Annotated in this window: 22 protein-coding genes; 10 read left to right on the top strand and 12 right to left on the bottom strand. The window is 66.5% G+C overall.

Features of this window, described 5'->3' with window-relative positions; genetic code table 11:
• Positions 1–90: 90 nt before the first annotated feature.
• The 4 genes from FHS47_RS03460 to FHS47_RS03445 are packed head-to-tail and all read right to left on the bottom strand — an operon-like array spanning position 91 to position 5,167.
• On the bottom strand, positions 91–546 hold the full coding sequence (locus tag FHS47_RS03460; RefSeq protein ID WP_167022995.1) for a hypothetical protein: 456 nt from the start codon (positions 544–546) through the stop codon (positions 91–93).
• Between the two features lie 54 nt (positions 547–600).
• Positions 601–2,331: a single-stranded-DNA-specific exonuclease RecJ gene (recJ, locus tag FHS47_RS03455; RefSeq protein ID WP_167022992.1), complete on the bottom strand. Its 1,731-nt coding sequence runs from the start codon at positions 2,329–2,331 to the stop codon at positions 601–603.
• Positions 2,328–3,275 carry a phosphoglycerate mutase gene (locus FHS47_RS03450; protein WP_167022989.1) on the bottom strand — a complete coding sequence of 316 codons (948 nt, stop codon included), beginning with the start codon at positions 3,273–3,275 and terminating at the stop codon, positions 2,328–2,330. The genes recJ and FHS47_RS03450 overlap by 4 nt, the downstream gene beginning before the upstream one ends.
• Positions 3,276–3,277: 2 nt before the next feature.
• Positions 3,278–5,167: an ATP-binding cassette domain-containing protein gene (locus FHS47_RS03445; protein WP_167027605.1), complete on the bottom strand. Its 1,890-nt coding sequence runs from the start codon at positions 5,165–5,167 to the stop codon at positions 3,278–3,280.
• 175 nt (positions 5,168–5,342) lie between these two features.
• Here FHS47_RS03445 and FHS47_RS03440 point away from each other — a divergent pair, with 175 nt between their 5' ends.
• The 6 genes from FHS47_RS03440 to FHS47_RS03415 all read left to right on the top strand — a co-directional run bounded on the left by FHS47_RS03440 (position 5,343) and on the right by FHS47_RS03415 (position 9,768).
• A complete protein-coding gene (locus FHS47_RS03440; RefSeq protein WP_167022986.1) occupies positions 5,343–5,684 on the top strand; it encodes a hypothetical protein in 342 nt (113 codons plus the stop codon).
• Between the two features lie 80 nt (positions 5,685–5,764).
• Positions 5,765–6,802 carry an agmatine deiminase family protein gene (locus FHS47_RS03435; protein WP_167022983.1) on the top strand — a complete coding sequence of 346 codons (1,038 nt, stop codon included), beginning with the start codon at positions 5,765–5,767 and terminating at the stop codon, positions 6,800–6,802.
• A 46-nt stretch (positions 6,803–6,848) separates the two neighbouring features.
• The gene (locus FHS47_RS03430) at positions 6,849–7,739 is read left to right on the top strand and encodes a carbon-nitrogen hydrolase (protein ID WP_167022979.1); all 891 of its coding nucleotides are present in this window, start codon (positions 6,849–6,851) and stop codon (positions 7,737–7,739) included.
• Between the two features lie 22 nt (positions 7,740–7,761).
• Positions 7,762–8,994, top strand: coding sequence for a TraB/GumN family protein (locus FHS47_RS03425; protein ID WP_167022976.1), 1,233 nt, complete (start codon positions 7,762–7,764; stop codon positions 8,992–8,994).
• A gap of 85 nt (positions 8,995–9,079) precedes the next feature.
• Positions 9,080–9,400 carry a cytochrome c gene (locus FHS47_RS03420; protein WP_167022973.1) on the top strand — a complete coding sequence of 107 codons (321 nt, stop codon included), beginning with the start codon at positions 9,080–9,082 and terminating at the stop codon, positions 9,398–9,400.
• A 17-nt stretch (positions 9,401–9,417) separates the two neighbouring features.
• A complete protein-coding gene (locus FHS47_RS03415; RefSeq protein ID WP_167022970.1) occupies positions 9,418–9,768 on the top strand; it encodes a cytochrome c in 351 nt (116 codons plus the stop codon).
• A gap of 101 nt (positions 9,769–9,869) precedes the next feature.
• Here the strand turns inward: FHS47_RS03415 and FHS47_RS03410 are convergent, their stop codons facing one another.
• Entirely contained in the window at positions 9,870–10,460 is a 591-nt protein-coding gene (locus FHS47_RS03410; RefSeq protein ID WP_167022967.1) for an NfuA family Fe-S biogenesis protein, read from the bottom strand.
• Positions 10,461–10,599: 139 nt separating this feature from the next.
• On the opposite strand from FHS47_RS03410, the gene FHS47_RS03405 reads away from it, so the two are divergent.
• Both FHS47_RS03405 and FHS47_RS19985 read left to right on the top strand, forming a co-directional pair.
• The gene (locus FHS47_RS03405; RefSeq protein ID WP_167022964.1) at positions 10,600–10,941 is read left to right on the top strand and encodes a 4a-hydroxytetrahydrobiopterin dehydratase; all 342 of its coding nucleotides are present in this window, start codon (positions 10,600–10,602) and stop codon (positions 10,939–10,941) included.
• Between the two features lies 1 nt (position 10,942).
• On the top strand, positions 10,943–12,352 hold the full coding sequence (locus tag FHS47_RS19985) for a CPBP family glutamic-type intramembrane protease (RefSeq protein ID WP_167022961.1): 1,410 nt from the start codon (positions 10,943–10,945) through the stop codon (positions 12,350–12,352).
• Between the two features lie 10 nt (positions 12,353–12,362).
• Here FHS47_RS19985 and FHS47_RS03395 read toward each other — a convergent pair whose 3' ends face one another.
• A complete protein-coding gene (locus tag FHS47_RS03395; RefSeq protein WP_247741333.1) occupies positions 12,363–13,217 on the bottom strand; it encodes an RluA family pseudouridine synthase in 855 nt (284 codons plus the stop codon).
• 443 nt (positions 13,218–13,660) lie between these two features.
• Between FHS47_RS03395 and rne the strand changes: the two genes are divergently transcribed.
• Positions 13,661–16,966, top strand: coding sequence for a ribonuclease E (rne, locus tag FHS47_RS03390; protein WP_167022955.1), 3,306 nt, complete (start codon positions 13,661–13,663; stop codon positions 16,964–16,966).
• 57 nt (positions 16,967–17,023) lie between these two features.
• On the opposite strand, the gene FHS47_RS03385 is transcribed toward rne, so the two are convergent.
• Positions 17,024–17,677: a response regulator gene (locus FHS47_RS03385; RefSeq protein ID WP_167022952.1), complete on the bottom strand. Its 654-nt coding sequence runs from the start codon at positions 17,675–17,677 to the stop codon at positions 17,024–17,026.
• A 323-nt stretch (positions 17,678–18,000) separates the two neighbouring features.
• Between FHS47_RS03385 and FHS47_RS03380 the strand changes: the two genes are divergently transcribed.
• Complete coding sequence (locus FHS47_RS03380) at positions 18,001–18,291, top strand: hypothetical protein (protein ID WP_167022949.1); 291 nt, start codon at positions 18,001–18,003, stop codon at positions 18,289–18,291.
• A 231-nt stretch (positions 18,292–18,522) separates the two neighbouring features.
• Here FHS47_RS03380 and FHS47_RS03375 read toward each other — a convergent pair whose 3' ends face one another.
• The 5 genes from FHS47_RS03375 to FHS47_RS03355 all read right to left on the bottom strand — a co-directional run bounded on the left by FHS47_RS03375 (position 18,523) and on the right by FHS47_RS03355 (position 25,295).
• Positions 18,523–18,732 carry a hypothetical protein gene (locus tag FHS47_RS03375; RefSeq protein ID WP_167022946.1) on the bottom strand — a complete coding sequence of 70 codons (210 nt, stop codon included), beginning with the start codon at positions 18,730–18,732 and terminating at the stop codon, positions 18,523–18,525.
• Between the two features lie 104 nt (positions 18,733–18,836).
• On the bottom strand, positions 18,837–21,059 hold the full coding sequence (locus tag FHS47_RS03370; protein ID WP_167022943.1) for a CBM35 domain-containing protein: 2,223 nt from the start codon (positions 21,057–21,059) through the stop codon (positions 18,837–18,839).
• A 97-nt stretch (positions 21,060–21,156) separates the two neighbouring features.
• Positions 21,157–23,388, bottom strand: coding sequence for an alpha-galactosidase (locus FHS47_RS03365; protein WP_208381769.1), 2,232 nt, complete (start codon positions 23,386–23,388; stop codon positions 21,157–21,159).
• A gap of 31 nt (positions 23,389–23,419) precedes the next feature.
• Positions 23,420–24,313: an aldose 1-epimerase gene (locus tag FHS47_RS03360; RefSeq protein WP_167022940.1), complete on the bottom strand. Its 894-nt coding sequence runs from the start codon at positions 24,311–24,313 to the stop codon at positions 23,420–23,422.
• Positions 24,314–24,581: 268 nt separating this feature from the next.
• Positions 24,582–25,295: a FadR/GntR family transcriptional regulator gene (locus FHS47_RS03355; protein ID WP_208381768.1), complete on the bottom strand. Its 714-nt coding sequence runs from the start codon at positions 25,293–25,295 to the stop codon at positions 24,582–24,584.
• Between the last annotated feature and the right edge of the window lie 122 nt (positions 25,296–25,417).

Raw genomic sequence — 25,417 nt, 5'->3', positions numbered from 1 at the left:
ACACGACGAAAGATGGCGAGTGCGCGACACATGTCCCTATGCGCTCCTGCCGACCGGCAGCGTCAGATCATGTCCGATCTGTGCCCGCAATCAGCGTGAGGCTGCACCCTTCGCCTCGCCGTCCCACTGTACGGCTGAGCCCAGTTCTTCACTGGTCAAGGCAAGTTCGTCTCCTGCCGTCCCGACCTTCACCGCCACGACGTGCTCGCCGTGGCGCGAGATCTCCGTAGCTCCGGCGCTCGTCAAGGTGCGAAGACGCGTCTGCTCCGATGAGAGCAGGACAAGCAGCGTCTTCGATCCTTCGACGAAGCGAACGCCGCTGATGGCCCCGGACCGGGAAAGTTCTTCCGACGTCAGCGGGACCGCATGCACCTTGCCTGCCCAGCGCGGCGGGGCGACGAAGGTATATCCGGCCGCCTCGTCACGCCAGGCGAACCGCTTCATGGGCTCTCGCACGGGCGCGTCTGCGCGATGGACGCCCTCCACCGGTGGCACCTGCGGGACAGTGGAAATGCCGAGGATCAAGGCAAGGGCGGCGGTCTTCATGGCAACTCCTCCACGGACTGCCATCCAGCCTACCGCGTATATGTCGCGAAAGCGTCAAGGCGCCGGGTATTTCTGCTCGTCAGGCTCCATGTGCACGAGCAGCAGCCGCAGGGTCTCCCTGCCCTGCCAGTCGTTGACCGAGAGCTCGTACGCGGCGCGCAGGTGCGAGGGAGGCGGCGACCCGTCGAAGGCGTTGAACATCACGGCGTCGAGCGGCGCGCCGGCCTGCATGTGGCGCAATTGCAGGCGCAGGTGCCGGCTGCCCATCGGTTTCCACGACACGCACTCGAAACGCCCCTCGAAGACCGGCGGCGGAAACCCTTGCCCCCACGGTCCGGCGTGACGAAGCTGCCGCGCCAGGTCGAGTGTGTGGTCGCCGTAATCCAGTTCACCGTCGGTCTGGACAAGTGCCTGCAACCGCTCATCGTCGATGAGCATCCTGGCCATCGTATCGAACGCGGTAGCGAAGCGTTCGAAATCGCCCGCACGCAGACTGAGTCCCGCCGCCATGGCGTGACCACCGAAGCGCAGGATCATCCCCGGATGCTTCGCGTCGACCCCGGCCAGCGCGTCGCGGATATGGAACCCGGGAATCGAGCGCGCGGACCCGCGAAGTTCGTCGCTGTCGTCGCCGGCAGGAGCGAAGGCAACCACCGGACGATGAAGTTTTTCCTTGAGTTTGGAAGCGACCAGCCCGACAACGCCGGGATGCCACCCCGCGTCGAACAGGGCGACACCCACCGCGTCGATGTGCGCTGCCTGCGCGGCCATCGTCTCGGCCTCCTCCACCATGCCCGCCTGCATGTCGCGCCGTTCCTGGTTGATCGCGGAAAGTTGCTCGGCATAGCGGCGCGCCATGCCGTAGTCGTCGGTCAGCAGACAGGCCACACCCAGCGACATGTCTTCGAGGCGCCCGGCGGCGTTGAGGCGTGGGCCGACCGCAAAGGCAAGATCGGTGGCACCCACGGTGGCGAGCGAGCGCCCGCTCGCTTCGACCAGTGCAGCAATGCCGGCGCAGGCCTTCCCGGCGCGCATGCGCTTCAGGCCGGCCTCCACCAGGACACGATTGTTGAAATCGAGCGGAACGAGATCGGCGACCGTGCCCAGGGCGACAAGATCCAGAAGCGACGCCATGTCGGGTTCGCCGGCCGCAAAATGGCCGGCTTCGCGCATGGCGGCGCGCAGGCCGAGCAGCAGGTAGAACATCACACCCACGCCGGCCAGCGACTTGCTGGGAAAGCCGTCGCCTGCGAGGTTCGGATTCACGATGGCATCGGCGTCGGGAAGCACGTCGCCCGGAAGGTGGTGGTCGGTGATCAGCACCTGGATACCCCGGGCGCGCGCGGCGGCGACGCCGGCAACGCTGGCGACGCCGTTGTCCACCGTGACGATGAGATCGGGAGCAGGGTCGAGCGATGCGACCAGCGCCTCACTCAAACCGTAGCCGTGCACGAAGCGATTGGGCACTACATGGCCCACGCGGCGTGCACCGAGCAGGCGAAGGCCGCGCTCGGCCACCGCCGTACCGGTGGCCCCGTCGCAATCGTAATCGCCGGCAATGACGATGCGGCGGTCGTCCAGGATCGCGCGCATCAGCAGGTCGACCGCGCGATCCATGCCACCCAGCATGGAAGGCGGCAGCATGCGTGCAAGCCGATGCTCGACGCCGTCGGGGGTGCAGACGCCCCGCGCCGCATACACGCGCTGGATCACCGGGTGAACATGGGCAGGCCAGCCGCTCGGCGCGACCTGAACCACACGCTGGCGCCAGACCTTGGACCTCATGCCTTGCGCCAGAAACGCAGGCGGTGCCTCTTGTGCAACGCCGTGCGCGTGCCATCGGCGAAAGCGAGGCGAATTTCGGTGCCTGCGAGCAGGCGGGCTTCGATGAGCGGCCACCAAACACCGGCAAAATCGGACGACTGGACGTCTTGCAGATCCAGTAAACCAACGGCGGCAGCTGACTCGAAGGCGATATCGCGAGCTTGGCTCGCCGCCATGGCGGCTCCTACAAGGGGGCCGCGAGGCTGGATGTCGACGCCGGCGCGATGCGCGAGGGCCCACTCGAGCAGGTCGTCGCTGTAGATCCGGGTCAAGCCGGTCTCGACCCATTCCGGCAATGCACCCGGCCCCCACAACCATACGCTGTTCACCGGCGGCAGCCCTTGTGCAACGCGTGTCCGGTTTACCGGATGGTTGTGCAGCACGACCTGCGCTTCGTTGATCAACGCACGCCAGCGCCGCCCTTCCTCGCCCTTCGGCAAGTGCTCGAATAGATCGGCGCCCAGGGCATCCTCGGGCTCGGGAAACGAGGGCACTTCCACATACGCCGGGAGGCGGAGCTGCCAATGCTGCGCATCGCCGACGCGGAGTTGCATGCCTTCGGCTTCGAAGGTTTCAGCCAGTGCGGCTACGAGGCTATCCGCATCCGCCATGCTCAAACCGAGGTTCCCGCACGCCAGCAGACGTGCGCCGTTGAGCTCGGGTTGTACCCAGGCCGGGTCGGCCGAAAGCCAAAGCGATGTACCTGCATCGCCGGCCACCGACTGGCGGATCAACGCCGCGGCCGGCAGTGGTCCCCGCGGCCAGCGAAAGTGCTCCGCGAGCGCCGCGAGGTAACCCGGCACGCCCGCGGGCAAGCGGCTGCCGCGAGCCAGCCAGTCTGCGAACCCGGCCGTGCCGGCGAGCTTCGCGCGCCCGGGCAACAGTACATGGAGGACGCTGCCCATGCTCAGGCCTCGATCTGCTCGAGGATCCCGAGCCATTCAAGTTCGAGGGTTTCCTTCTCTTCGCGCAGTTGCGCCTGGCGCTGGCCCAGCTTCATCAGTTCGGCGGTCGAGCCTTCATAGACCGCCGGATCGGCAAGCTTGACTTCGATGGCCACGAGTTCCTTGTCCATGGATTCGATGAGGGATTCGATTTTCTTCACGCGCGCGCGCAGGGGTTTTTCCTTCTCGCGCTCCTCGGCGCTCTGTTTGCGCCGTTCCTTCGCCGAGCCCTGCACCGGCGCGTCGGCTGGCGCGGACGCCACGGCCGCCGTCTTGCGCGTGGTGGCCCGGCTGCGCAGCCACTTCGCGTAATCGTCCAGATCGCCGTCGAAAGGTTCCACTTTACCGTCGGCCACACGCCAGAACTCGTCGCATACCATGCCCAGCAAGTGACGATCGTGCGAGACGAGCACCAGCGCCCCGTCGAATGCGGCGAGCGCATCGGCCAGCGCTTCGCGCATGTCGAGGTCGAGGTGGTTGGTGGGTTCGTCGAGCAGCAACAGGTTGGGCTTGTCCCAGGCGATCAGTGCCAGCGCGAGACGCGCGCGTTCGCCGCCGGAGAAAGCGTCGACGGGCTCGAAGGCCCGGTCGGCCGGGAAGTTCCATGTACCGAGGTAGTCGCGCAACACCTGTGCGCCCGTGTTCGGTGCCTTTTCCTGCAAATGGTCGAACGGACTCGAGCCCTCATGCAGGCTCTCCACGGTGTGCTGCGCGAAGTAACCGACGCGCGTGTCCTTGTGGATACCGCGCTCGCCGCGCAGCGGCGCAAGTTCGCCGACGAGCGACTTCACCATGGTGGACTTGCCCGCGCCGTTCGGACCCAGCAGGCCGATGCGATCGCCGGCCTCGAGGCCGAACGCTATGTCGCGCAGCACGACATGCTCGCCGTAACCCGCATCGACGTGGTCCAGTTGCAGCATCGACGTCGGCAGCCGCTCCGGCGCGGGAAACGAGAAGCTGAAGGAACGCTCGGCGCGCACGGCCTCTGTGCCGGCCATCTTTTCCAGTCGCTTCATGCGTGACTGCGCTTGCTTGGCCTTGCTCGCCTTCGCCTTGAAGCGGTCGATGAACGATTGCAGGTGGGCCCGTTCGGCCTGCTCGCGCTCGTGCGCGATCTGCTGTTGGCGAAGGTGCTCTGCGCGTTGCCGCTCGAACGCGGTGTAGTTGCCGGTGTAAAGCTTCGCCGTACCGTCGTGCAGGTGCAGCGTGTGCGAGATCACGCCGTCGAGAAACTCGCGATCGTGCGAAATGATGAGCAACGTGCCCTGGTAACGACGCAGCCATTCTTCGAGCCACAACACGGCGTCGAGGTCGAGATGGTTGGTGGGCTCGTCGAGCAGCAGCAGGTCCGACGGCGCCATGAGCGCGCGGGCGAGGTTGAGCCGAACGCGCCAGCCGCCGGAGAACGACGCCACCGGTTGTTCGTGCGTTTCCGGGGCGAAACCCAGGCCGTGCATCAGCCGGCCGGCCCTCGCGCGGGCGTCGTAGCCGTTCACCTCTTCGATGCGCAGGTGCGCGGCGGCCACGGCTTCGAGGTCGCCGGCGTCCAGCGCATCCGATTCGGCCTTGAGGGCGGCGGCCACTTCGATATCGCCCCCCAGCACATAGTCGATCGCCGGGTCGGGCAAGGCCGGCGTTTCCTGGGCGACGGAGGCCTGGCGCACCTTCGAGGGCATGTCCAGGTCGCCCACCTCCGGTTCGAGTTCGCCCTTCAGGGCGGCAAACAGGGTGGACTTGCCGCAACCGTTGCGGCCGATGACGCCCAGGCTCCAGCCGGTCTGGATGGTGAGATCCATCCGCGACAGCAGGGTGCGGCTGCCCCGGCGCAGGGCGAGATTGCGAAACGAGATCATGGCGAACACGAGGGGAAACGGGCGACTGCGCATGATAGCGGCCCCGGGCGCCCACGTCCCCGAAACGCGACACAGCACACAGGCGCGCGAACCGCCGCGCGCCGCCCATGGCGTGCCCCGGGGCGATCTGTTACAACGGCGTCCTGCGCCGCATGGGGAGCGCGACGGAGTCATCATGAACACCTTCAAAGCTGTGTCCACCGCCATCGCGCTGGTTCTGGCGTCCGCCTCCGTGGCTGCGCCCGCGCACGCCGGCGATACCCTGCTCATGCAGCGCGTGAAGCAGGAGCAGGCCATGAACCTGCCGAAGAAAGGCATGAGCATGGCCGAGGTGGAACGCCAGTTCGGCGCACCGACCTCGAAGCTCGACGCCCGCGGCGGCGGCAGCCGCAAACAGCCCGTGATCAACCGATGGATGTACCCGGGCTACATCGTCTATTTCGAGCGCAGCCATGTGATCCACACCGTGCTCAACACCCCGGCGGGAAACAACACCAACCCCGCCGTTCCCAAGTAAGGGCGCTCCCTGCGGCATCAGCACCGGTAACTAGGAAGCCTTACAATAGGCGGCTTCCCCCTTGCCGCCCCTCGCCCGCCATGACCGACCGCAACTCCTACCGCCTGCCCGCCGAATGGGAGCCGCAGGCCGGCGTACTCATCGCATGGCCCCATGCCGGGACCGACTGGGCCGAGCGGCTGGCGGAGGTGGAAACCACCTACGTGGCGCTCGCAGCGGCAGTGACGCGCTTCGAACCCCTGCATGTGGTGGTGGCCGATGCCGCCCTCCGCGAGCACGCGCGCGCCGCCATCGCGGCTGCCGGCGCGGAGATGTCCCGCGTCCATTTCATTGAGCTTCCCTACGACGACACCTGGTTGCGCGACTCCGGCCCCATCACGCTCACCGGCCAGGACGGCGTGCTGCTCAACGATTACCGCTTCACCGGTTGGGGCGGCAAGTTCGGCGCCGACCGGGACGACGCCCTCATCGCAGGATTGCTCCAGCGTGGCGTGCTCTCCGGTCTGCCCCACCGTCGCATCGACTGGGCGCTGGAAGGCGGCGGCATCGAGAGCGACGGCCGCGGGACGATCCTCACCACGTGGAAATGCCTCAACCAGCGCCACCCCGACCTCTCCCGCGAGACGATGACCGACACGCTGGTCGAAACGCTGCACGCCGACCGCGTGCTGTGGCTGGAACATGGTTACCTTGAAGGCGACGACACCGACGCCCATATCGATACCCTGGCGCGTTTCTCCGAAGATGGCGGCATCGTCTACCAGGCGTGCGACGACGCCAGCGATCCGCACTTCGAAGAACTGGGCCGCATGGCATCGGAACTTGCGGAGCTGCGTTCGCCGGAAGACAAACCCTATGTGCTCCATCCGCTGCCCTGGGCCCAGCCGATCCTCGACGAGGGACGGCGGCTCGCGGCGTCGTATGCGAACTACCTGATCGTCAACGGCGCGGTGCTCGTACCGGCCTACGGCGACCGGGTGGATGCCGCGGCGGCGCGGATCATCGGACTGGCCCACCCGGGCCGCGAAGTGGTCCAGGTGCCGTGCCGTCCGCTGATCTGGCAGAACGGCAGCCTGCATTGCATCACCATGCAGCTGCCGGCGGCGATCGCCGCCTGATTCACCTTTGCAAGCGCGGCGCGTGCCGCGCGAGGACTGTCCGCCCATGACCCGCAAGACCCTCAAGGTCGCCCTCCTCCAGGAAACCGACCGCGGAAGCCGCGACGCCAACCTCGATGCGATCGAGGCGGGCCTGCGCGAAGCCGCGAAAGCCGGTGCCGAGCTCGTGTTGCTGCAGGAACTGCACAACGGCCCGTACTTCTGCCAGCACGAGAGTGTGGAGGTGTTCGACCTGGCCGAGACCATTCCCGGTCCGGGCACCGACCGCATCGGCAAGCTGGCCGAGGAACTGAAGCTCGTGGTGGTCGCGTCGATCTTCGAAAAGCGCGCCACCGGCCTGTACCACAACACGGCGGTGGTGTTCGACCGTTCGCGCGAGATCGCGGGCAAGTACCGCAAGATGCACATCCCGGACGATCCGGGGTTTTACGAGAAGTTCTACTTCACGCCGGGCGACCTGGGCTTCGAGCCCATCAGCACTTCGGTCGGCAAGCTGGGCGTGCTGGTGTGCTGGGACCAGTGGTATCCGGAAGGCGCTCGCATGATGGCGCTGGCCGGGGCCGACCTGCTGTTCTATCCCACCGCCATCGGCTGGGACCCGAACGATTCCGACGACGAGAAAGCACGCCAGCGCGAGGCGTGGATCACCGTGCAGCGCGGCCATGCGGTCGCCAACGGCCTGCCCCTGCTTGCGTGCAACCGCACCGGCTTCGAGGCCGATCCGGCGAACGTGGGAAGCGGCATCCAGTTCTGGGGTTCCAGCTTCGTTGCCGGGCCTCAAGGCGAGTTCCTTGCCCAGGCGGGCACCGACGGCCGCGAACTGCTGATCTGCGACGTGGACATGGAGCGCAGCGAGCACGTGCGGCGGATATGGCCCTTCCTGCGCGACCGCCGCATCGACGCATACGGCGACCTCACCAAGCGCTTCCGCGACTGAACCTGCCCGGACTACCCACTGCATGATTCCCGCCGAGAACCTCGCGCCACCCGCCGCCCTGGAAGGGCAACCCATCGAGCGCATGACGCGCGACGGCGTCGAGTACGTCATCCTCGGCACGGCCCACGTGTCGCGGGCGAGCGTGCAGGCGGTGGAGGCCTTGCTGGAAACGGAGCCGTTCGATGCCGTGGCGGTGGAGCTCTGCCCCAGCCGCGCCCACGGCATCCGTGACCCGGAAGCGTTCAAGCAGATGGATCTGTTCCAGGTGATCCGTCAGGGCAAGGCCGGCATGGTCGCGGCAAGTCTGGTGCTCGGTTCGTTCCAGAAGCGCCTGGCCGCGCAGTACGGCATCGAGCCCGGGGCCGAGATGAAGGCGGCCATGGACGGTGCCGACGCCCGCGGCATCCCGGTGTGGCTGGTCGACCGCGAAGTGGGCACCACGCTCAAGCGCGCGTGGCGCAGCGTGGGCTTCTTCCAGCGCTTCGGCCTGATGGCCGGCATGCTCGGCAGCGTGTTCGAACGCGAGGACATCGCCGAGGAAGACATCGAGAAACTGAAGCAGTCCGATCTCCTGGAAAGCGCCTTCAGCGACTTCGCCGCCGGGTCCGCGCCGCTGTACCGAGCGCTGATCGCGGAACGCGACGAATTCATGGCCGCGAAACTGCGGGAGAACGCCGCGGCGATGGACGCCTCTGCCCCGAGCCGCAAGGTGCTCGTCGTGATCGGCGCGGGCCACCTGAAAGGCATGAGCGCTCAGCTCACGGAACAGCATGGCGACCCGCGCGCCCTGGCCGACGAACTGGCCGTCACTCCGCCGCCTGCGAAGTGGCCGAAATATCTTGCGGCCGGCGTGGTGCTGGCGATCTTCGCCGCCATCGGCTTCGCCTTCTATCGCAATCCAAGCCTCGGTGCCAATGCCCTGAAGAACTGGATCCTGCTCACGGGCGGGTTGTCTGCACTGGGTGCCCTGATCGCGGGTGCGCATCCGCTGTCGATCGTGGCTGCCTTCGTCGCGGCGCCATTGAAGCCGTTCCGACCGGGCATCCCTTCGGGCGCCGTCAGTGCCATGGCTGAGGCCTGGGTGCGCAAACCCCGTGTGCTCGACTTCGAGCGCCTGCGCGACGACATCACCCACTGGACCGGATGGTGGAAGAATCGCGTCGCACGCACCCTGCTCAATTTCTTCCTGGTAAGCATCGGCACGATCGCGGGCGAGTACATCGCCGGCATTCACATCATCCGCAGCCTCTTCTGAGCCCGAGTTGTCCCCCGTTGCGGCTGGCCTCTATACTTCCGGGGCTATTCAACCCCGGCCCCGCCCGGCACCCAGGGAACTCTTAATGAAGCGTCTGCAACTGGTTGGTCTGATTGCTGTAGCTCTGTGCGCCGCATCCGCCGCGCATGCCGAAGGGGACAAAGCCAAGGGGCGGGAACTCGTCTACACCTGCAACGGCTGCCATGGCGTGCCGGGCTACGCGAACGCGTATCCGGACTACCACGTGCCGCATATCGCGGGGCAGAACGAGCAGTACATCGTCAACGCGCTGAAGGCGTACAAGAGCGGGGAACGCAAGCATCCGACGATGGGCGCCCAGGCGCAGAGCCTGTCCGACCAGGAAATCGCGGATATCGCCGCCTATCTTTCCAGCATCGCCAAGTAAGTCGCCGAGGACAAACGATGACCCGTGGGTTTTCCCTGATTGCCATCGGCGCGCTCCTCGCGCTGACCGCCACCCAGACTTTCGCCGCCGGTGATCCGGCCCGCGGCAAGACCAAGATCGCCACCTGCGTGGCCTGCCACGGGCAGGACGGCAACTCGGTCGATCCGCAGTATCCGCGGCTGGCCGGCCAGTACGCCGACTATCTCGCGCAGGCTCTGCACGAGTACAAGGACGGCCAGCGCAACAACGCGATCATGAAGGGCTTCGCCGCCACGCTGTCGGACCAGGACATCCAGGATGTCTCGGCGTACTTCTCCACTCTGCCGTCGAAGCTCCAGGGCCTCGAGAACCATATCCAGGGCGATTAACTGTGGGAGCCGGCTCCGCCGGCGATCCCGCGACAGCGGGCCAGCGTCCCGCGAGTTCCCATCGCCGCTGAAGCGGCTCCCACATCAAGCCGCCAGATCGCTCAAACGGCCTTCGCGAAGTAGGGTTTCTCGCCCGTATCGTGATCGGTGGCGTCGCGGACTTCGGTGACCTCGGGAATCCGCTCGCGCAAGGTCTTCTCCACGCCGTTCTTCAACGTGACGTCGACCATGCCGCAGCCGTGGCAACCGCCGCCGAAACGCAGCACCACGACGCCTTCGGCCGTGACCTCCACCAGGGAAATACGCCCGCCGTGCGAGGCAATCTGCGGGGCGATCTCGGTCTCGAGCACGAACTGCACACGCTCGACGAGACCGGCGCCTTCGCCCGGGGCGTCGCCCTTGATGCGCGGTGCGCGAATGTTGAGCTGGCTACCCGTGGGCGTGGTCTCGTAGTCGATATGGGCCGGGTCGAGCCAGCGCATGCTTTCCGTGTCGACGTAAAGATTGAAGCCCGTGCATTCCACGGTCCATTCGTCGCCCTGCAATTCCGACGGGGTGCAAAATTCCAGTTCGCACTGGGCCGACGGCGTGCCGGCCGCAACCACGCGCAGGCGGATGCCAAGGCCATCTTCGCCCTGTTGCGCGAGAAGGCGCAGGAAATGCGCTTGCGCGCGTTCCGAGATATCGATCATGACGGCTCCGAAGGGAGGGCCCGGCCAAGGACGCCGGAAACAGCACCATTTTAGTACGCTTTTGAGGTGGACGCCGCCTTTTGACAATTCAACCGGCCCCGCGCCAACCTTCGCGCTTTCCCGTAACGGACGCATCCTCATGACCCTCTCCCCTCTTGCCACCCAGCATTGCCAGCCGCGCAAGGGCGCGGCGCACGCGCTGGATCGGGCAGCCATCGACGGCTACCTCGCCGGCCTGCCGGGCTGGACCTTGAGCGCGGATGGAAAGGCGATCGTGAAGGATTTCCGCTTTCCGGATTTCCACCACACGCTGGGCTTCATCAATGCGGTGGGGTTCATGGCGAACCAGGAAGACCACCATCCGGACCTCGAAGCCGGCTATGGCCATTGCCAGGTGCTCTGGTCGACGCACGACGTCGGTGGTCTCTCGTTGAACGATTTCATTTGCGCCGCACGCGTCGAGGCCCTGCTGGATCGCTGACGTGCGCCATCCGGGCCTTCGCTGGCTGGCGGCGGGACTCGTCGCCGCGGCGCTCCTGTGGGCCATGCCGTATTTCGCGGCCGCCGTGGTCCGCGCGGCCATCGAGTCGCAGAGCGCCGCCGAGCGGACAAGCTATGCAACTGGCGGCTCCCCGTGGTCATGGCGCTTCCGCCAGCCCGACGATGTGGTGGCGGGGCGGGCCTTCGGCAGCGGCACGTTGCAGGCAAGCCCGGGCGGCCTGACCTTGCGGGCAGGCCGGGCGGGTACGGCGGAGCTCGGCTTGCCGCTACCCCGCCCCGTCGACCTGACCCGGCTGGACACTCTGCAATGGCACGCGTCGGCGTCGGCGCCGGGCCAATATGGCGTTGCCGTTCGCGAAAGCCTCGACGGGCCGCTCCTTCAGGCCAGCCTGGGAACACTGCCACCTGCCGGGCTTTCCCGCGCCATCGACCTGCGAGCGCTGGCCTGGACCGATGCGGGCGGAAGCCACGTCGCGCCGCCGGCGCGGGCGGCCATGTTGCGCCTGCAAGCGAGCCTGCCTCCCGGGGCTACCCTCGCGCTCGACAGCGCCGCGCTCCTTCCGGGTCATGGTGTCCTCACGCCGCGCACCGCCAATCTGCCGGCCGGCCTCTCGGCTGAGGAACTGCTCGTGTGGCGCGACCGTCAACGCGACAAGGATCCCCTGCTGACGTTCGGCGTCGCACCCGGCTCCGAGGGAGCGACACCCTGGCCGGCCTGGCTCGCCCCCGTCATCTACATGCTCATGCTTGGCGCATCCGCTGCCAGGAAACCGGGACGCGGCGGCTGGCGGGCCGCTCCGATTTCCGACCTGCTGGATGCGGTACTCGTGCTGGTCGGCCCTCTCTGGTTCATCGCAGGCATGGGGCTTTCGACGAGCCCGCCCTGGTCCGGAGTGGCCATGTTCGCGGCGGGCGTGGTCTACGCACTTTTTCTCGCGGTCCGGCGAAGCCTGCCCGCCTGGCACGGGCTCGGCGCCTGGCGTTACGCCGGCTGGCCGCTCCTTGCCATTCCAGCGGCATTCGCCCTCGTTCACGTCTTCGGCCACGCGCCGCAGTGGCCGCCGGCCGGGCGGATAGCGATCTATCTCGGTTGGGCACTCTTCCAGCAATGGCTGGTGCTGGCCGTGGCCGGTGCCCTGCTGGCGCGAGCCCTGCCGCGCCCGGCGGCGGTGCTGCTGACGGCGCTGGCGTTCGCCCTGTTGCACACGCCCAACGGGCTGCTGATGCAGCTCTGCTTCGTGGCCGAGCTGGGCTGGGCGTGGTGGTATTTCCGCCATCGCGCGCTGCTGCCGGTGGCGATCGCGCACGCGGCAAGCGCGGTGCTGCTGCAAGCCGGGCTGGCGGGCGGCATGTTGCGCTCACTGGAGGTCAGCGCGCGGTTCCTGCAGTGACTGCGGGAGCTCAACCGCGCAGATTGTCCAGGAACGTCTTCAAATCGTCGGGCAACGGGGCGGAAAAATCGTAGTTCTTGCCACCGAGGTCGAAACTCATCCTCGACGCGTGCAGGAACATGCGCTTCAACCCCTTGGCCCGGAAGCGCTTGTTCGCCTCCTCGTCGCCGTACTTCGGGTCGCCGGCCAGGGGATGCCCGATGTACTGCGCATGCACACGGATCTGGTGGGTGCGGCCGGTGCCCAGGGTGGCCTGCATGAGGCGGGAACCGGGGTACTGCTCCAGCTCCTGGAAGAAGGTGAGCGACGGCTTGCCGGCATCGTCGACCCGAACCATGCGCTCGCCGCCGTGGAGAACGGACTTCAGGAGCGGCGCATTGACGTCGAACTTCGCCTTCCGCGGGGTTCCCGTCATGAGGCAGAGGTACTGCTTCGTCACGGCGTTGTCCCGGATCAGGGCCTGGAGGCCGGTGAGCCCGGGGCGGGATCGCGCCAGGACCAGCACCCCGCTGGTGTCGCGGTCGAGGCGGTGCACCAGCTCCAGGTGCTCGTTCGGCCGGGCGGCGCGCAGCAGCTCGATTGCGCCATGGCTTACCCCGCTTCCCCCGTGGGCGGCGATGCCCACCGGCTTGTCGATGACGAGGAAGTGCTTGTCCTCGAAGATGACCGCGTCGGCCACGGCCTTCACCATGCCCGACGGAGCGACGCCTTCCTCGCGCTCGGCCACCCGAACGGGCGGGATGCGAAGCATATCGCCCAGCGCCAGCCGGGTTTCCGGCTTCGCGCGCTTGCCGTTGATCCGGACCTGGCCCGTTCTCAGCAGGCGGTAGACCAGGCTGCGCGGCACCCCCTTGAGAAGGGTCATCAGGGCATTGTCCACCCGCTGACCGTCCCGTTCGGGACCGATTTCGACCTGGCGCACACCTTGGCCGCCGTCGAGGGAAGTTGCCGTCTGCATTGATAAAACTCGAAATTGATAGGATACTCGGCGAGCGCCAGGCTCCGCTGAAGACTCATCTCTCGCGGGGTGCCGGTGCCGCCGCGTAAGGCGAGTGTGACGCCAGTCCGGCCGAGGGGTCGGAAGGCGAGAACACCCCACATCGTAGCGGTTCGGGTTGCGGTTGTCCGGCTAATCCGTAGGGACGCGGACCGGTTGCAAGGCGCTTATTCACGAATCACGCCGGGTCCAGGCATCGGTCCCGGATCCCATGCCGCTTGAAGCCTCACCGCTGCGGCGCGATCCCCGGCAGGCCGCCACATGGGCGCCACCGCGGCGCGCGGCCGCGCGGCAAGGCCGAGGAACCTACAATGAAGCGTATGTTGATCAACGCGACTCAGCGCGAAGAGTTGCGTGTGGCCATCGTCGATGGCCAGAACCTTTACGATCTCGACATCGAAATCCCGTCCCGGGAACAGAAAAAGGCCAATATCTACAAGGGCCGCATCACTCGCGTCGAACCCTCCCTCGAAGCCTGTTTCGTCGACTACGGCGCCGAGCGCCACGGTTTCCTTCCGCTGAAGGAGGTCGCCCGCGAATACTTCAATCCGAACGCGGAAGGTAAGTCGAACATCCGCGAGCTCCTCAAGGAAGGCCAGGAAATCATCGTCCAGGTCGAAAAGGAGGAGCGCGGCAACAAGGGCGCCGCACTCACCACGTTCATCAGCCTGGCCGGCCGCTACATGGTGCTGATGCCGAACAATCCCCGCGCGGGCGGCGTTTCGCGCCGCATCGAGGGCGAGGACCGGCAGGCGCTGAAGGAAGCCATGGAGCACCTCTCGGTGCCCGACGAGATGGGCCTCATCGTGCGCACGGCCGGCATGGGGCGCGACGCCGAGGAACTCCAGTGGGACCTCGACTACCTCCTGCAGCTGTGGAAGTCGATCTCGGCCGCCGCGAACTCGCAGAAGGCCCCGTTCCTGATCTACCAGGAATCCAAGCTGTTCATCCGCGCCCTGCGCGACTACCTGCGCAACGACATCGGCGAGATCCTGATCGACGAGGAATCGCTGTTCAACGACGCCCGCGATTTCGTGCAGCAGGTGATGCCGAACAACCTGCGCAAGCTGAAGCTCTACCAGGACCCCACCCCGCTCTTCTCGCGCTACCAGATCGAAACGCAGATCGAGAGCATCTTCGAGCGTAACGTGCGCCTGCCGTCCGGCGGCTCGATCGTCATCGACCAGACGGAAGCCCTCACCGCCATCGACATCAACTCGTCGAAGGCCACGAAGGGCAGCGACATCGAGGAAACGGCGTTCAACACCAACCTCGAAGCCGCCACCGAGATCGCCCGCCAGCTCCGCATCCGCGACGCCGGCGGCCTCATCGTCATCGACTTCATCGACATGGACAGCCCGCGCCACCAGCGCGAGGTGGAAGAACGCCTGAAGGACGCCCTGAAGGCCGACCGCGCCCGCGTGCAGATCGGCCGCATCTCGCGCTTCGGCCTTCTGGAAATGTCGCGCCAGCGCCTGCGTCCCAGCCTGGGCGAGGCCACGCAGATCGTATGCCCGCGCTGCGAGGGCCACGGCCACATCCGCAGCGTGGAGTCCCTGGCGCTGTCCACCCTGCGCCTGATCGAAGAACACGCCATGAAGGAAAACACCGGGCAGGTCCTGGTGCAGGCGCCGCCGTCGGTCGCCAACTTCATGCTCAACGAGAAGCGCGCCAGCATCGTCGAGATCGAGCTCCGCCACAGCGTGCACGTGGTGATCGTTGCCGACGAGAAGCTGGAAACGCCACACCTGGAGATCACCCGTATCCGCGAGACGGACATGGGCGAGCACAGCAAGCCGAGCTACGAGCGCACCACACCCACCGTGGCCACGGCACTGCCGAAGATGGGCCAGGCGCTGGGCAGCGGCGAGCAGCCGCTGGTCACCGGTGTCGTGCCCTCCACGCCCGCCCCGCTTCGCGACGAAGACATCGTGGCCTCCAGCGCTCCGGCTCCCACCGCGAAGCCGGCCGCTCCCACCGCCCCCGCCGGCGGCTTCTTCTCCCGCCTGTTCGGCAGCCTCTTCGGCGGCGGCACGCAGGCGGCACCCGCGGCGCAGCCGGCCGCACCGGCGCGGCGCGACGATTCCCGCCAGGGCAGCCGCAACGATCGCAGCGGCCGTCGCGACGAGCGCCGCGGTAACGAAGGTCGCGGCAAGGGTGGCGAACAGCGCGGTCAGCAAGGCCAGCGCAAGGACAACGCCCAGCAACAGGGGCGCGGTCAGCAACAGGCCAAGGGTAACAAGCCCGGCCGCGGCGACCAGGCGCAGGCACGCCAAGGCGAAGAAAAGCAGGGCCGCCAGAAGGAAGGCCAGCAGCAGGGCCGGCAGGGTCGCCAGGATCAGGCCGCGACCGGCGAGGCCCGTCGTCAGCCGCGCGGCGAGCGTCAGCCGCAGGGCGAGAAGGCCGAGAAGGCCGTGACCGCCGCCGCGGCGATTCAGGCCACGGCACCGGCACAGGCTCCCGCACAGCGCCCCCCGGCTGCCGAGACGGCCGCCACCCCGGCGGCCAAGGTTGACGAAAAGCCCACGCAGGCGCTCGCCGAAGCGCCGACCAGCGAGGCCGAGGCCACGATCACGGCCGACACCGCCGCGCAGGCGGCTGCTGAGGGCGGCAAGGAAACCGAGGGCGGGCAGCGCCGCCGCCGTGGCCGCCGCGGTGGCCGTCGCCGCCGTCGCCAGGAAGACGGCGCTCAGGCCGGCGCGATCGAAGGTGCGAACGCGGCCGACGACCTGGAAGACGAGGACGGCGACGACGAGGCGCAGACCGAGACGGCCCGTTCCAGCTCGAGCGTACCGCCGGTACTCGATACGGCCGCCGCCGCGAAGAACGCTTTCGCTGTGGAGACCACGGGTAGCGCGGCTGCCCATTCGGTCCAGTCTGTCGACGACGACGCCGTTCCGTCCGCGCTGACCCTGCCCAGCCTGCCGAAGCTGCCGCCCATTCCGGGCAGCACTGCAGCGGGCGAGTCTGCGGCGCGCGCGACCGACGCAGCCACGCCCGCCGATTCGGCCCAGACGCGCACCACCGAGCGTCGCCAGACCGAATCGGACGCACCCCTGAAAACCGCTCCCGTGACGGGCTCCGCGCCTGTGCCGGCCGCGGCGCCGATGAAGCACGAGCCACCGGCTGTGGAAGACATCCTGGCGACCGCTCCTTCCGCGACGGGTGTAGGCCTGGACGCTCCCGCACGCGGACTGCTGCCGGACGACGAGACGAAGGCACCGGTTGGCGGCGAGAACGATGCCTCTACCAAGGTGTCCACTGCAGCGATCTCGGCCGACGAGCCGCCCGCGGTGTCGGCTCCGGCAGCGGTTTCAGCTCCGGCTCCGGCTCCGGCTCCGGCTCCGGCGCCTGCACCGGTTACGCCCGCACTCTCCGAAGCTCCGGCCCCGGCCAGTCCCGTTGCCGCGGCGGAGACCGCGAGCGACACGACGCCGCCGGCAGACGACGAGGAAGACAGCGCGGCGTCGGCCGCTCCGGCCACCCCGAAGGCGCCCGAGGCATCGAACGTGTCGGCGGTCTCGCACCCGGCACCGGCACCGAAGCCCGGCTGGACACCGCCGGCGCAGGGCGACCTGCTTACCCGTCCGCGGCAAGAGCCACACGGCGAGCCGTGATGCGAAACGAAAAACGCCGGGTCAAGCCCGGCGTTTTTTTATGCGTAACGGAAGGAATCAGCTTCCGACCTGGTGGTTGTGCGTGTCGAGTAGCCCGTGCACCGTCATCAGGTGAGCCAGGCCCACCACATGCTCGACGTGCAGCTTCTCCATGAGGCGCTGCTTGTACGTCGAAACGGTTTTCGGACTCAGGTTCAGACGCTCGCCGATCGACGTGAGCGGCATGCCACGTACAAGCATCATGGACACCTCCATTTCGCGGGTGGACAGCGTGTCGAACGGGGAATCCGAGCCGTCCAACGTGGCCAGCGCCAGCTGTTGCGCCACGGTGGGCGCCAGGTAGCGACGCCCCGAAGCGACCTGGCGTACCGCGCTGAGCAGTTCTTCCGACGAACAGCCCTTGGTGAGGTAACCGAGCGCGCCGGCGTCGAGAAGCCGCTTCGGAAAGCGGGCATCGTCCACCACGGTGAGAATGACGACATTCGTGCGCAACTTGGCACGGATGATGCGTTCCGTGAGTTCCACGCCACTCATGCCGGGCATATGGACATCAACCAGCGCGATGTCGGGCGAATGCGATCGGATGAGCCGCAGGCCCTCCTCCGCCGAACTGGCCTCCCCCCTGATCCGAAGATCCGCCTGCTGTTGCAGGATCATCCGAAAGCCGGTCCTGACCAGTTCATGGTCGTCGACCAAAACAACGTTAATCATTTAGAGCCCTCCCTGGGCCGACTGTTCTAGGCGCCGGACCCGGTCCGGACGCCGCCTGCGAATGCATACAATGCCAGATGTGCAGGCGAGACAACCAGCGTGACGGTATGATCGTGACCTGGCGCCGCTTTATGTAGCGGTATCACAACGCCGCGCGACGTGACACGACCTGATGATCGTGTCATCGTTCGACGCAGTAGCATGTAGGCATTCGCCAAGGCCTGCTGCCGGACTGCGCGCGCAGCCCACGGACAACGACGCACAATGGAACCGCGGTCGCCAACGGCACCGCCGCTCCCAGGATCATGCAAGGACATCCCCCCATGGACGACCATACCTACCTTCTCGGGAAGCTGGCGGCACTCGAATCGGCGCTCGAAGCCGCCATATCCACCCATCCCGAGCCCGCCACGCTCGTCGCCGCCTTGTCGCAAGCCATGTCCAGCTATACGCCGGACGAGTGGCCGAACGACGTCCGCTCATTCGCCGAAGGGTGGATGACGGTCGTCACGCCGCTCCTGACCGAGCAGGCGAGCGATGCCGAAGCACCGGTCCGCGTCGGCCTTCCGGTGAGGTCTGTAGTCGCTCCCTTACGTAAGGGGACAGCGCACTGACGCGACGAATCAATCACGAGCCACGCACATCATCGTGAGCCGCGGCAGGTCATGGTGGCCCTTCCACGAGACGGAGAGCCCGACATGGCCAATGAGAAAAATCGTCCACCGCAGCAGCCAGGCCAGGATATACCGCCCAAAGACCGGCGTGGCCCTACGGAGCAGCCGCCGACGGACGCCAGCGGCGACCCCCTGGACGATACTGGCGAGGACAACCAGAGGAAGTAATCGCTACCGCGGCGCGTCGAGTTCATCGACGTCCGCGATATCGGAGCGAACCCGGCGCGCCGCCCGTGCGGCGGCGCGTTTCCGGAGCAGGATGATGCCGGTGAGGATGAGAATGGCCGGCCCCCACCGCCCGCCCGTCGCCTTCGCAAGCAACTTGCCCGCCGCGAGCGCACCGATGGTGCTGGTATGCGAACCGGATGCCATCGTAGCCATGACCGTACTCCCCGCATGATCGCCTAGCGATGGAGGCAGCGTCGCCGCCCACGCATCGGGGCGACGTGAAGTCCTCAGCTAGATCGTCTCCACAGATGTATCCGCTAGCGCGGGCATTCATCCACCGAAGCACCGAGCCACGCAGACTTCACCGATGGCGCGACGACGATGCGGTCCAGGTCCGGGGCAGGTGCATCCGGATTGCCCAGTGCGATGGTGTTCGTTCCCGCCTTGAGCGACACCTCGAGCACCTTCGCCACCGGGTCGTCGAAACTGCTTCCGTCCAGATCGAGCTTGCGCGGCGTTCCTCCATTGATGGCAAGGTAAAGCGAGCGCGGGCCGCTGGTGGCGTAGTCGATCTCCAGTTGATATCTCCCCGCCACAGGTACGCGCACTGACGGGAACGTGACGCTGTTGGCGGCGCCGCCGCCGATGTTTCCTGCCTTCGCGAGACCGGAGTAGTAATTGGCGAAACCGGAGGTGACGCTGCCACCGAGCGTCGCGGCCTCCGCTTCGTAGGTCACCGCGGCCGGGAGCGCTGCGTCACCTCGGCCGTGCACCACGATGCGATCGAGATCCGGTGGATAGCTCACCGCATTGCCAAAGCGGATGCGATTGAACCCCCGGTGCAGGCATACCGGCAGATGGCTGCTGGATGGCAGTTGGAAGCTACCGCCTCCGCTGTTGAACGTACGCAGCGGCCCATCGTTGATCTGATACAGATAGGAGCGCAGGCCCAACGTGAGCGAATCGACCTGCATGTAATAGACACCGTCCCGCGGTGCAAACACGCGATCGAAAGACACCGCATTCTCGGCACCCAGCCCGAGGCCACCTACCTTGAGGCCACCCGAGCAACCGACGCACGACGCCACCGCGGCACTCCCGGACAGGGAGGCCTGCTCCGCCTCGTACCCACTACTGGGTGACGTCGGCGCCGTACCGGGCAGTGCTTCAACCAGGAGCAGCTGCGTACCATGGCCTGGGAGTTCCGTCCGATACGCACCGAACGAGGGCCCCAGTTCGCGATGACTCCACAGATCGCGGAGGCGGCGGGCACCGTTGACGCCCAGCACACGCCACGGCAACTCGACCACGGCCCGCGTCGCGTTCATATTGAACATCGCGACGTAGAAGCGACCGCCGCCGAGGTCGCTTACCCATACGGGCAAGTCGCCTCCCACGACCTGCGTCGCGGGCTTGCCGGACTGATCGACTGCGATCACTTCGTCATTCCCGGCAAGTTGTTTGCCGGTTTCGTCAAGGCGGGTGAGGTCGCCCCCGAGGTAAAGCGGCGCATTCGCCATCGCCCACAGCGTGACTGCCGAGCGTTTTTCATCCACGCTCAAGCCGTCGCCCTCCCCGTCGCCGATGTCCAGCGAATCGAGGTCGTTCCATCCTTTCGTCGGGCCTGCCGCGTCTTGCCATGACGGCAGGTCGCGAAAGCGCTTTTCGATGCGGGGCCAGTTGGTGAGGGTGGCGCAGCGGCTCTCGCATTCGACGTCGTCATCGATGCGACGCGCGTTCGAATAATTCTGCCAAACGTCCAGGTAGTCCTTGTCCACGGCCCACGACACCGTCAACCAGATGGGCTTGCCAGTGCGCGCGATGGCTTTGGACCAGGCCGCCACGTCGTCCCGATTGTCGATGCGCAAGTCATCGCTATAGGAGCCCGGCGTGACGCCATCAAGCTTGATGAAATCCACACCCCACGATGCGAACAAGGCCACGACGGAGTCGATGTATTCCTGCGCACCGGGTTTACTGAAGTCGATCTTGTAATGGTACGGCGACTCGCCGGGTCCGCCGAACGCATTGCCTGCGCGATGCGGCACCGCAAGAATGTCCTGGATATGCAACGCCGTACCGAGAATGGGCGAATTGGCTTGCACCGCAGGCTCTTCCACGCCGGGTATCCAATAAATCCCCGCCTTTTGTCCGTTGTCGTGAATGTGATCGATCAGTGCCTTGATGTCGGGAAACGTTGCGAGATCCGGCGTCGGGCGTCCATTGGCATCGAAGCCACCCTGCCAACCGGAATCGAGGTTAATGTAGGTATACCCATGCTCCTGCAGACCGGACGCCGCCAATGCATCGGACTGCCTGCGCATGTTCTCCTGGGTGAGGAAGCCGGGATCGATCGTCTGCTGACTGAAACTGCTCCAGCCCAGATACGGCGCATGGCCGGCGCCATTCACCTGTGCCATGGCGGTTGAGGCGATGAGCGTCAACCCGCAGGCCAGGGCCAGACGCGAGCGCGCTAGAGACAGCACGCTCCGTACGTGCGCGGGGGTGGAAGCAGCGGGCAAATCATGGCGAACGTTCATGGCGCAACTCCGAAAGTTGGGGCGTCCTATGGCGAACGCCGATCGATGGACCCATGGAAACGAAGGCATGCGCGCGCCCCCAAGGGGGCACGATTCGTCAGCGAGCGTCGGTGCGTTCGAAGATCAATCCAGCGGCTTGCAGATCGCCCTTCATCACGAGGTCGAGGCCTCGCTGCATCCAATAGGCGCCACTGGCCACGTCGGGCGTTCCGGCCGCTACCTGGCCATGGATGACGCGATAGCGATAGCGCGCTTTCTCATCGAGGCCGCGCAGGCGCAAGGTCGGGAACGGGCGCGCTTCCTCACCTTGCCGCTGGAAAGCAAACAGTACGGCCTGCCTGCCGTCACCGGCGACCGATTCGGTGGCGGACCAGGGTGCGCGGTCCTGCGGCGACAAAAGGCGGTAGAGCGCACCGCGCTGCACCGTGGCGCGTATCGACTTGTACGCGGCAACGTAGTTGCGCGCCGTGGCCTCTTCTGCGGGCGACCATTCCAGCAGGTTCGCACCGATGCCCAGGCCACCCTGCATGGCGGAAAGGAAACGGAAGTCCAATGAACTGCTGCGCGCATTCACCCAATTGGGCGAACCCGTCACCCAGGCCATCATGACCGCGGGCGCATAGGCATAGGAAAACCCATCCTGGATGGAAAGCCGGTCCGAGGGATCCGTGTTGTCGGACGGCCATACCTCGTCGGTAAGCGCCATGATGCCGAGATCGACGCGCGCGCCGCCGCCGGAGCACGATTCGATCTCGACACCTGGATGCCGGGCACGCAGTTCCCGCAGGATGTCGTAGAGATTGTGCACATAAGCGACGTACACCTTCTGCTGCTCGTCCGGCGACATCTGCGGCCAGCCCGGCTCCGACCAGTTGCGGTTGTAGTCCCATTTGAGGAACTGGATATCGTTGTCCTTGAGCAGCCCGTCGAGCACGGCCAGCACGTGGGCTTTCACGTCCTCGCGCGCAAGATTCAGCACAAGCTGGTGGCGACCCTCGCTACGCTGGCGTCCGGGGAAGTGGAGAACCCAATCCGGGTGGGCGCGATAAAGATCGCTGTCGGGATTCACCATCTCGGGCTCGACCCATAAACCGAAACTCATGCCAAGGCCGTGCACCTTGTCGATCAGTGGCTTCAGCCCGTTGGGAAACTTGCGCCGGTTCACCACCCAGTCGCCCAGGCCGGCGCGATCGTTGTCGCGGGCGCCAAACCAGCCGTCGTCGACGACGAAGCGTTCGACACCGAGCGCGGCCGCCTTCTCGGCCAACCGTTCCTGCCCTGCCTCGTCCACCTTGAATTCGGTGGCCTCCCACGAGTTGTAAAGCACGGGACGAAGCTTGGCGGCGGCGCCGCCGGGCAGCACGCGGTCCCGCTCGAAACGATGCAGCAGGCGGGACGCCGCACCGATACCCTGCCCCGTATAGCCGGCATAGAACACCGGCGTCTCCAGCACCTTCCCGGGCGGCAGCCGATAGGCGAAATCGAAGGGGTTGTACCCTCCCGTCACGCGAACCTGGCCGAGGATGTCCTCGTCGACCTGGATACGCCAGTTTCCGCTCCAGGCGAGGGCGCCGAACCACACGTCGCCCTGTTCTTCGTTCCAGGCGTCGCCCCTGCCGATCGCGAACCACGGATTGTTCTCGTCGCCGGTACTGCCACGGCGGCTTTCCAGCACGGTGGCGCCCGGCGTGACGGCACGCGTCTGCAGGTGCCACTCGCCGGCCCACGTTCCCGTGAGATAGCGAAGGGAGTAATCGCCGCGCGGCAGGTTCCAGGTGGCGGCCGCGGCAGCATCGATGGTCAGGGCCTGTGTACCCGTGTTCTCGATTCGGGCCGAACGCCCCACGATGCCGGTGGCAGCATCCGCCGTGTAGCGCAGGTCCACCGTGACGCCGGCCTGCGCATCCCGCAGACGAATCGAAAGCGCACCCTTGTCGATGCGATAGCTGTCGTAGCGCAGCACGACATCGCGATTGCCGTCGTCGAAGCGCAACTTCAAGGCGGGCGTGGCCGTCATCGCGCCGCCCCATCCGGCGTATTCCTGCGGCGTAAGGCTGCCGGCGGGGTCGAACGACGAGCGCTCCACTGCGGGAACCGCCGGCCCGAGCGGATCGTCCGGCGCGAGCCGCGCGCCCCAGTACAGCGTTTGCAGAAAGCCGTCGGCGTTGACGCCCATGGCATAAGTGACGTCGCCCGCATCGATGCGGAAGACGCGATGCGCGGCATCGTAGCGCGGTGTCGCATCCTCCGTGCGCGCCACAGCGGTGGCAGCGAGCAAGCACGAAGCGAAAGCGATGAGCAAACGAACAATGGGGGATGGACGGTTCACTGCGGATTCTTCCTCTTCGTCGCCATGACATTCAGCCCTGGAGGGTTTCCACCCGGAAAGCAAACGATCGCTCGAGACTCGTGCCTGGCGCGAGGTCCGTCATTCCGTTCGCGACCGGGCCACCAGGAAGGTGGAAGGCGTTGATCGGATGATCGACGGGCTCGAAGCAGAAGAACGCTTCGCCAGACGGAACATAGAGCACGTATGTGTCGACGTCGGCCTGGATGTCGAGGCGTAGCCCCACAGCCGGCCACTCGATCGTGGCGTCGCCCGTCCAGCCTCGAAATGCATGATTGAGAGCGCCGTCGAGCAACGCGCGCGGCTGGCTGAAGTCCCAGGCTTCCGGCAGCGCCGCGCATTCCCCGGGCAGTGGGCTGTTCCCGTCGTTCAACCATACGGAGGCGGCCGGCGCATGCAGCCTGGCCCCGCCGTGCAATGGAAAGAACGGGTGCAGTCCGAGCCCGAACGGCAGCGACGCTGCGCCCGTGTTCGTCACACGGAGGCGCACGCGCAGCGCGTCCCCGTCGAGTCGATAGCCGAGCAGGGCCCGATAGCTGTAGCCCTCCGGCGATGTCTCTTCCATCGTCAGCACCAGCACCTGGTCTTCGTGGTTCGCAACGGTCCATTCGCGCTGCCAACCATGGCCATGGATCGGCCAGGGGTCGTCCGCACGGTTTCGTTCGAGTGCGATGCGCCTTTCCCCATAAAAAAAGCCGCCGTGGGCAACTCGGTTGCTCCACGGCAGCAGGGGGTAACACGCCAGGCGATTCGGGTCTGCCGCTCCGCCCTCTATCCACGGCCTCATGAGCGGCACACTGTCGCCGCGCCCGATCCAATCGAAGGCTGCGATGCCACCACCCAGGCGCGGCAACACGCGAAGCCTGAGGCGTTCGTTACCGATCTCGAGCGGAGCATGTTCGGTCATGCGGTCAAAACGATCCGCGCCAATTCAAATGCATTTCGACTCCCCTTTGGGTAGCGTCTCGTCGCAAACGGAGCCAGACGACGGGCGAGCACTCCTCCGCTGCGCGCAAGCGCACCGCGCCGTGCAGACCCTGTCGAACCCGAACGATTCCACCGCGGCGCTGTAAAACCGACCCGCCCCGGGGCACCGAAGTTGAATTGTAGTATTTTATGAATATAGAACCACAAGCTGCGATGCAGCATTCCCGCCTCACGGCGAGACGAACCCTTCAGGCAGCCTTGGTGCGCCGCGCCCGGGTGCGCATGTTGTTGCGCGACAGCGTAACCATGCTCAGCATCGCCTGCCTCGCGACCTCGGGCTGTCGCCTGCGCACCGCCTCGTACACCTTCTCGTGATGTGGGAGCGCGGCCTTGAAGTTCGCCGAATTCCGCGCGGACAGCAGGAAAAAGGTGCCGAGCGCGGTTTCGATCACGGAAAAGAGCGAAGCGATCAGCTCATTGTTCGTCGCGCGCAGGAGGGTCTCGTGGAATGCCAGGTCGGCCTCGGCCCAGGCATCGAGGTCCACCGAGGCCGCCATGGCCTCATAGGCTCGCTTCAAGTCGGCCAGCTGCTCCGGCGTCCGTCGCCTGGCCGCCGCTGCGGCGGCCGCGGGCTCGATCACCTCGCGCATCTCCACCAGCTTCTCGACGAAGCTCTCGGTGGGCATGAGGGCGCAGCGCCATGCGAGCACGTCGGCGTCGAGCTGGTTCCAATGCACGACCTCACGCACGCGGGCTCCGGTGCGCTGCCGGGACTCGATCAACCCCTTGGCGACGAGCACCTTCATGGCTTCGCGCAATGCGGTGCGGCTCACCTGCATCTGCTCCGCCAGCGCTTCCTCGCGGGGCAGGCCTTCACCCGGCGCCAGCTTGCCGCTGACGATGAGTTGCCCCAGTTCCCGGACCACTTGGCTGTGCAGGTTACGTGTGGCCACAGGCTTCACGATGGTGTCGCTCCAGAGGTAAGTGCGATGTTCAATCTCGCGCGGCAACGCTACACAGCGGCGTCCCCGGGCGTCAATCCGAAAGCCCGCCGATACCCACCCGATGCGTTAAAGACCCTCCG

It is taken from the genome of Luteibacter sp. SG786 (assembly GCF_011759605.1).
Classification (GTDB): Bacteria; Pseudomonadota; Gammaproteobacteria; order Xanthomonadales; family Rhodanobacteraceae; genus Luteibacter.
This window is presented reverse-complemented; position numbering and strand designations above follow the sequence as displayed.

Coding starts and splice junctions, on each gene's coding strand:
- rne (WP_167022955.1), top strand. CDS start 13,661: ATGAAGCGTATGTTGATCAACGCGACTCAGCGCGAAGAGTTGCGTGTG.
- FHS47_RS03460 (WP_167022995.1), bottom strand. CDS start 546: ATGAAGACCGCCGCCCTTGCCTTGATCCTCGGCATTTCCACTGTCCCG.
- FHS47_RS03405 (WP_167022964.1), top strand. CDS start 10,600: ATGACCCTCTCCCCTCTTGCCACCCAGCATTGCCAGCCGCGCAAGGGC.
- FHS47_RS03415 (WP_167022970.1), top strand. CDS start 9,418: ATGACCCGTGGGTTTTCCCTGATTGCCATCGGCGCGCTCCTCGCGCTG.
- FHS47_RS03450 (WP_167022989.1), bottom strand. CDS start 3,275: ATGGGCAGCGTCCTCCATGTACTGTTGCCCGGGCGCGCGAAGCTCGCC.
- FHS47_RS03380 (WP_167022949.1), top strand. CDS start 18,001: ATGGACGACCATACCTACCTTCTCGGGAAGCTGGCGGCACTCGAATCG.
- FHS47_RS03410 (WP_167022967.1), bottom strand. CDS start 10,460: ATGATCGATATCTCGGAACGCGCGCAAGCGCATTTCCTGCGCCTTCTC.
- FHS47_RS03430 (WP_167022979.1), top strand. CDS start 6,849: ATGACCCGCAAGACCCTCAAGGTCGCCCTCCTCCAGGAAACCGACCGC.
- FHS47_RS03360 (WP_167022940.1), bottom strand. CDS start 24,313: ATGACCGAACATGCTCCGCTCGAGATCGGTAACGAACGCCTCAGGCTT.
- FHS47_RS03375 (WP_167022946.1), bottom strand. CDS start 18,732: ATGGCTACGATGGCATCCGGTTCGCATACCAGCACCATCGGTGCGCTC.
- FHS47_RS03370 (WP_167022943.1), bottom strand. CDS start 21,059: ATGAACGTTCGCCATGATTTGCCCGCTGCTTCCACCCCCGCGCACGTA.
- FHS47_RS03445 (WP_167027605.1), bottom strand. CDS start 5,167: ATGATCTCGTTTCGCAATCTCGCCCTGCGCCGGGGCAGCCGCACCCTG.
- FHS47_RS03420 (WP_167022973.1), top strand. CDS start 9,080: ATGAAGCGTCTGCAACTGGTTGGTCTGATTGCTGTAGCTCTGTGCGCC.
- FHS47_RS03435 (WP_167022983.1), top strand. CDS start 5,765: ATGACCGACCGCAACTCCTACCGCCTGCCCGCCGAATGGGAGCCGCAG.
- FHS47_RS03385 (WP_167022952.1), bottom strand. CDS start 17,677: ATGATTAACGTTGTTTTGGTCGACGACCATGAACTGGTCAGGACCGGC.
- FHS47_RS03395 (WP_247741333.1), bottom strand. CDS start 13,217: ATGACCCTTCTCAAGGGGGTGCCGCGCAGCCTGGTCTACCGCCTGCTG.
- FHS47_RS03425 (WP_167022976.1), top strand. CDS start 7,762: ATGATTCCCGCCGAGAACCTCGCGCCACCCGCCGCCCTGGAAGGGCAA.
- recJ (WP_167022992.1), bottom strand. CDS start 2,331: ATGAGGTCCAAGGTCTGGCGCCAGCGTGTGGTTCAGGTCGCGCCGAGC.
- FHS47_RS03440 (WP_167022986.1), top strand. CDS start 5,343: ATGAACACCTTCAAAGCTGTGTCCACCGCCATCGCGCTGGTTCTGGCG.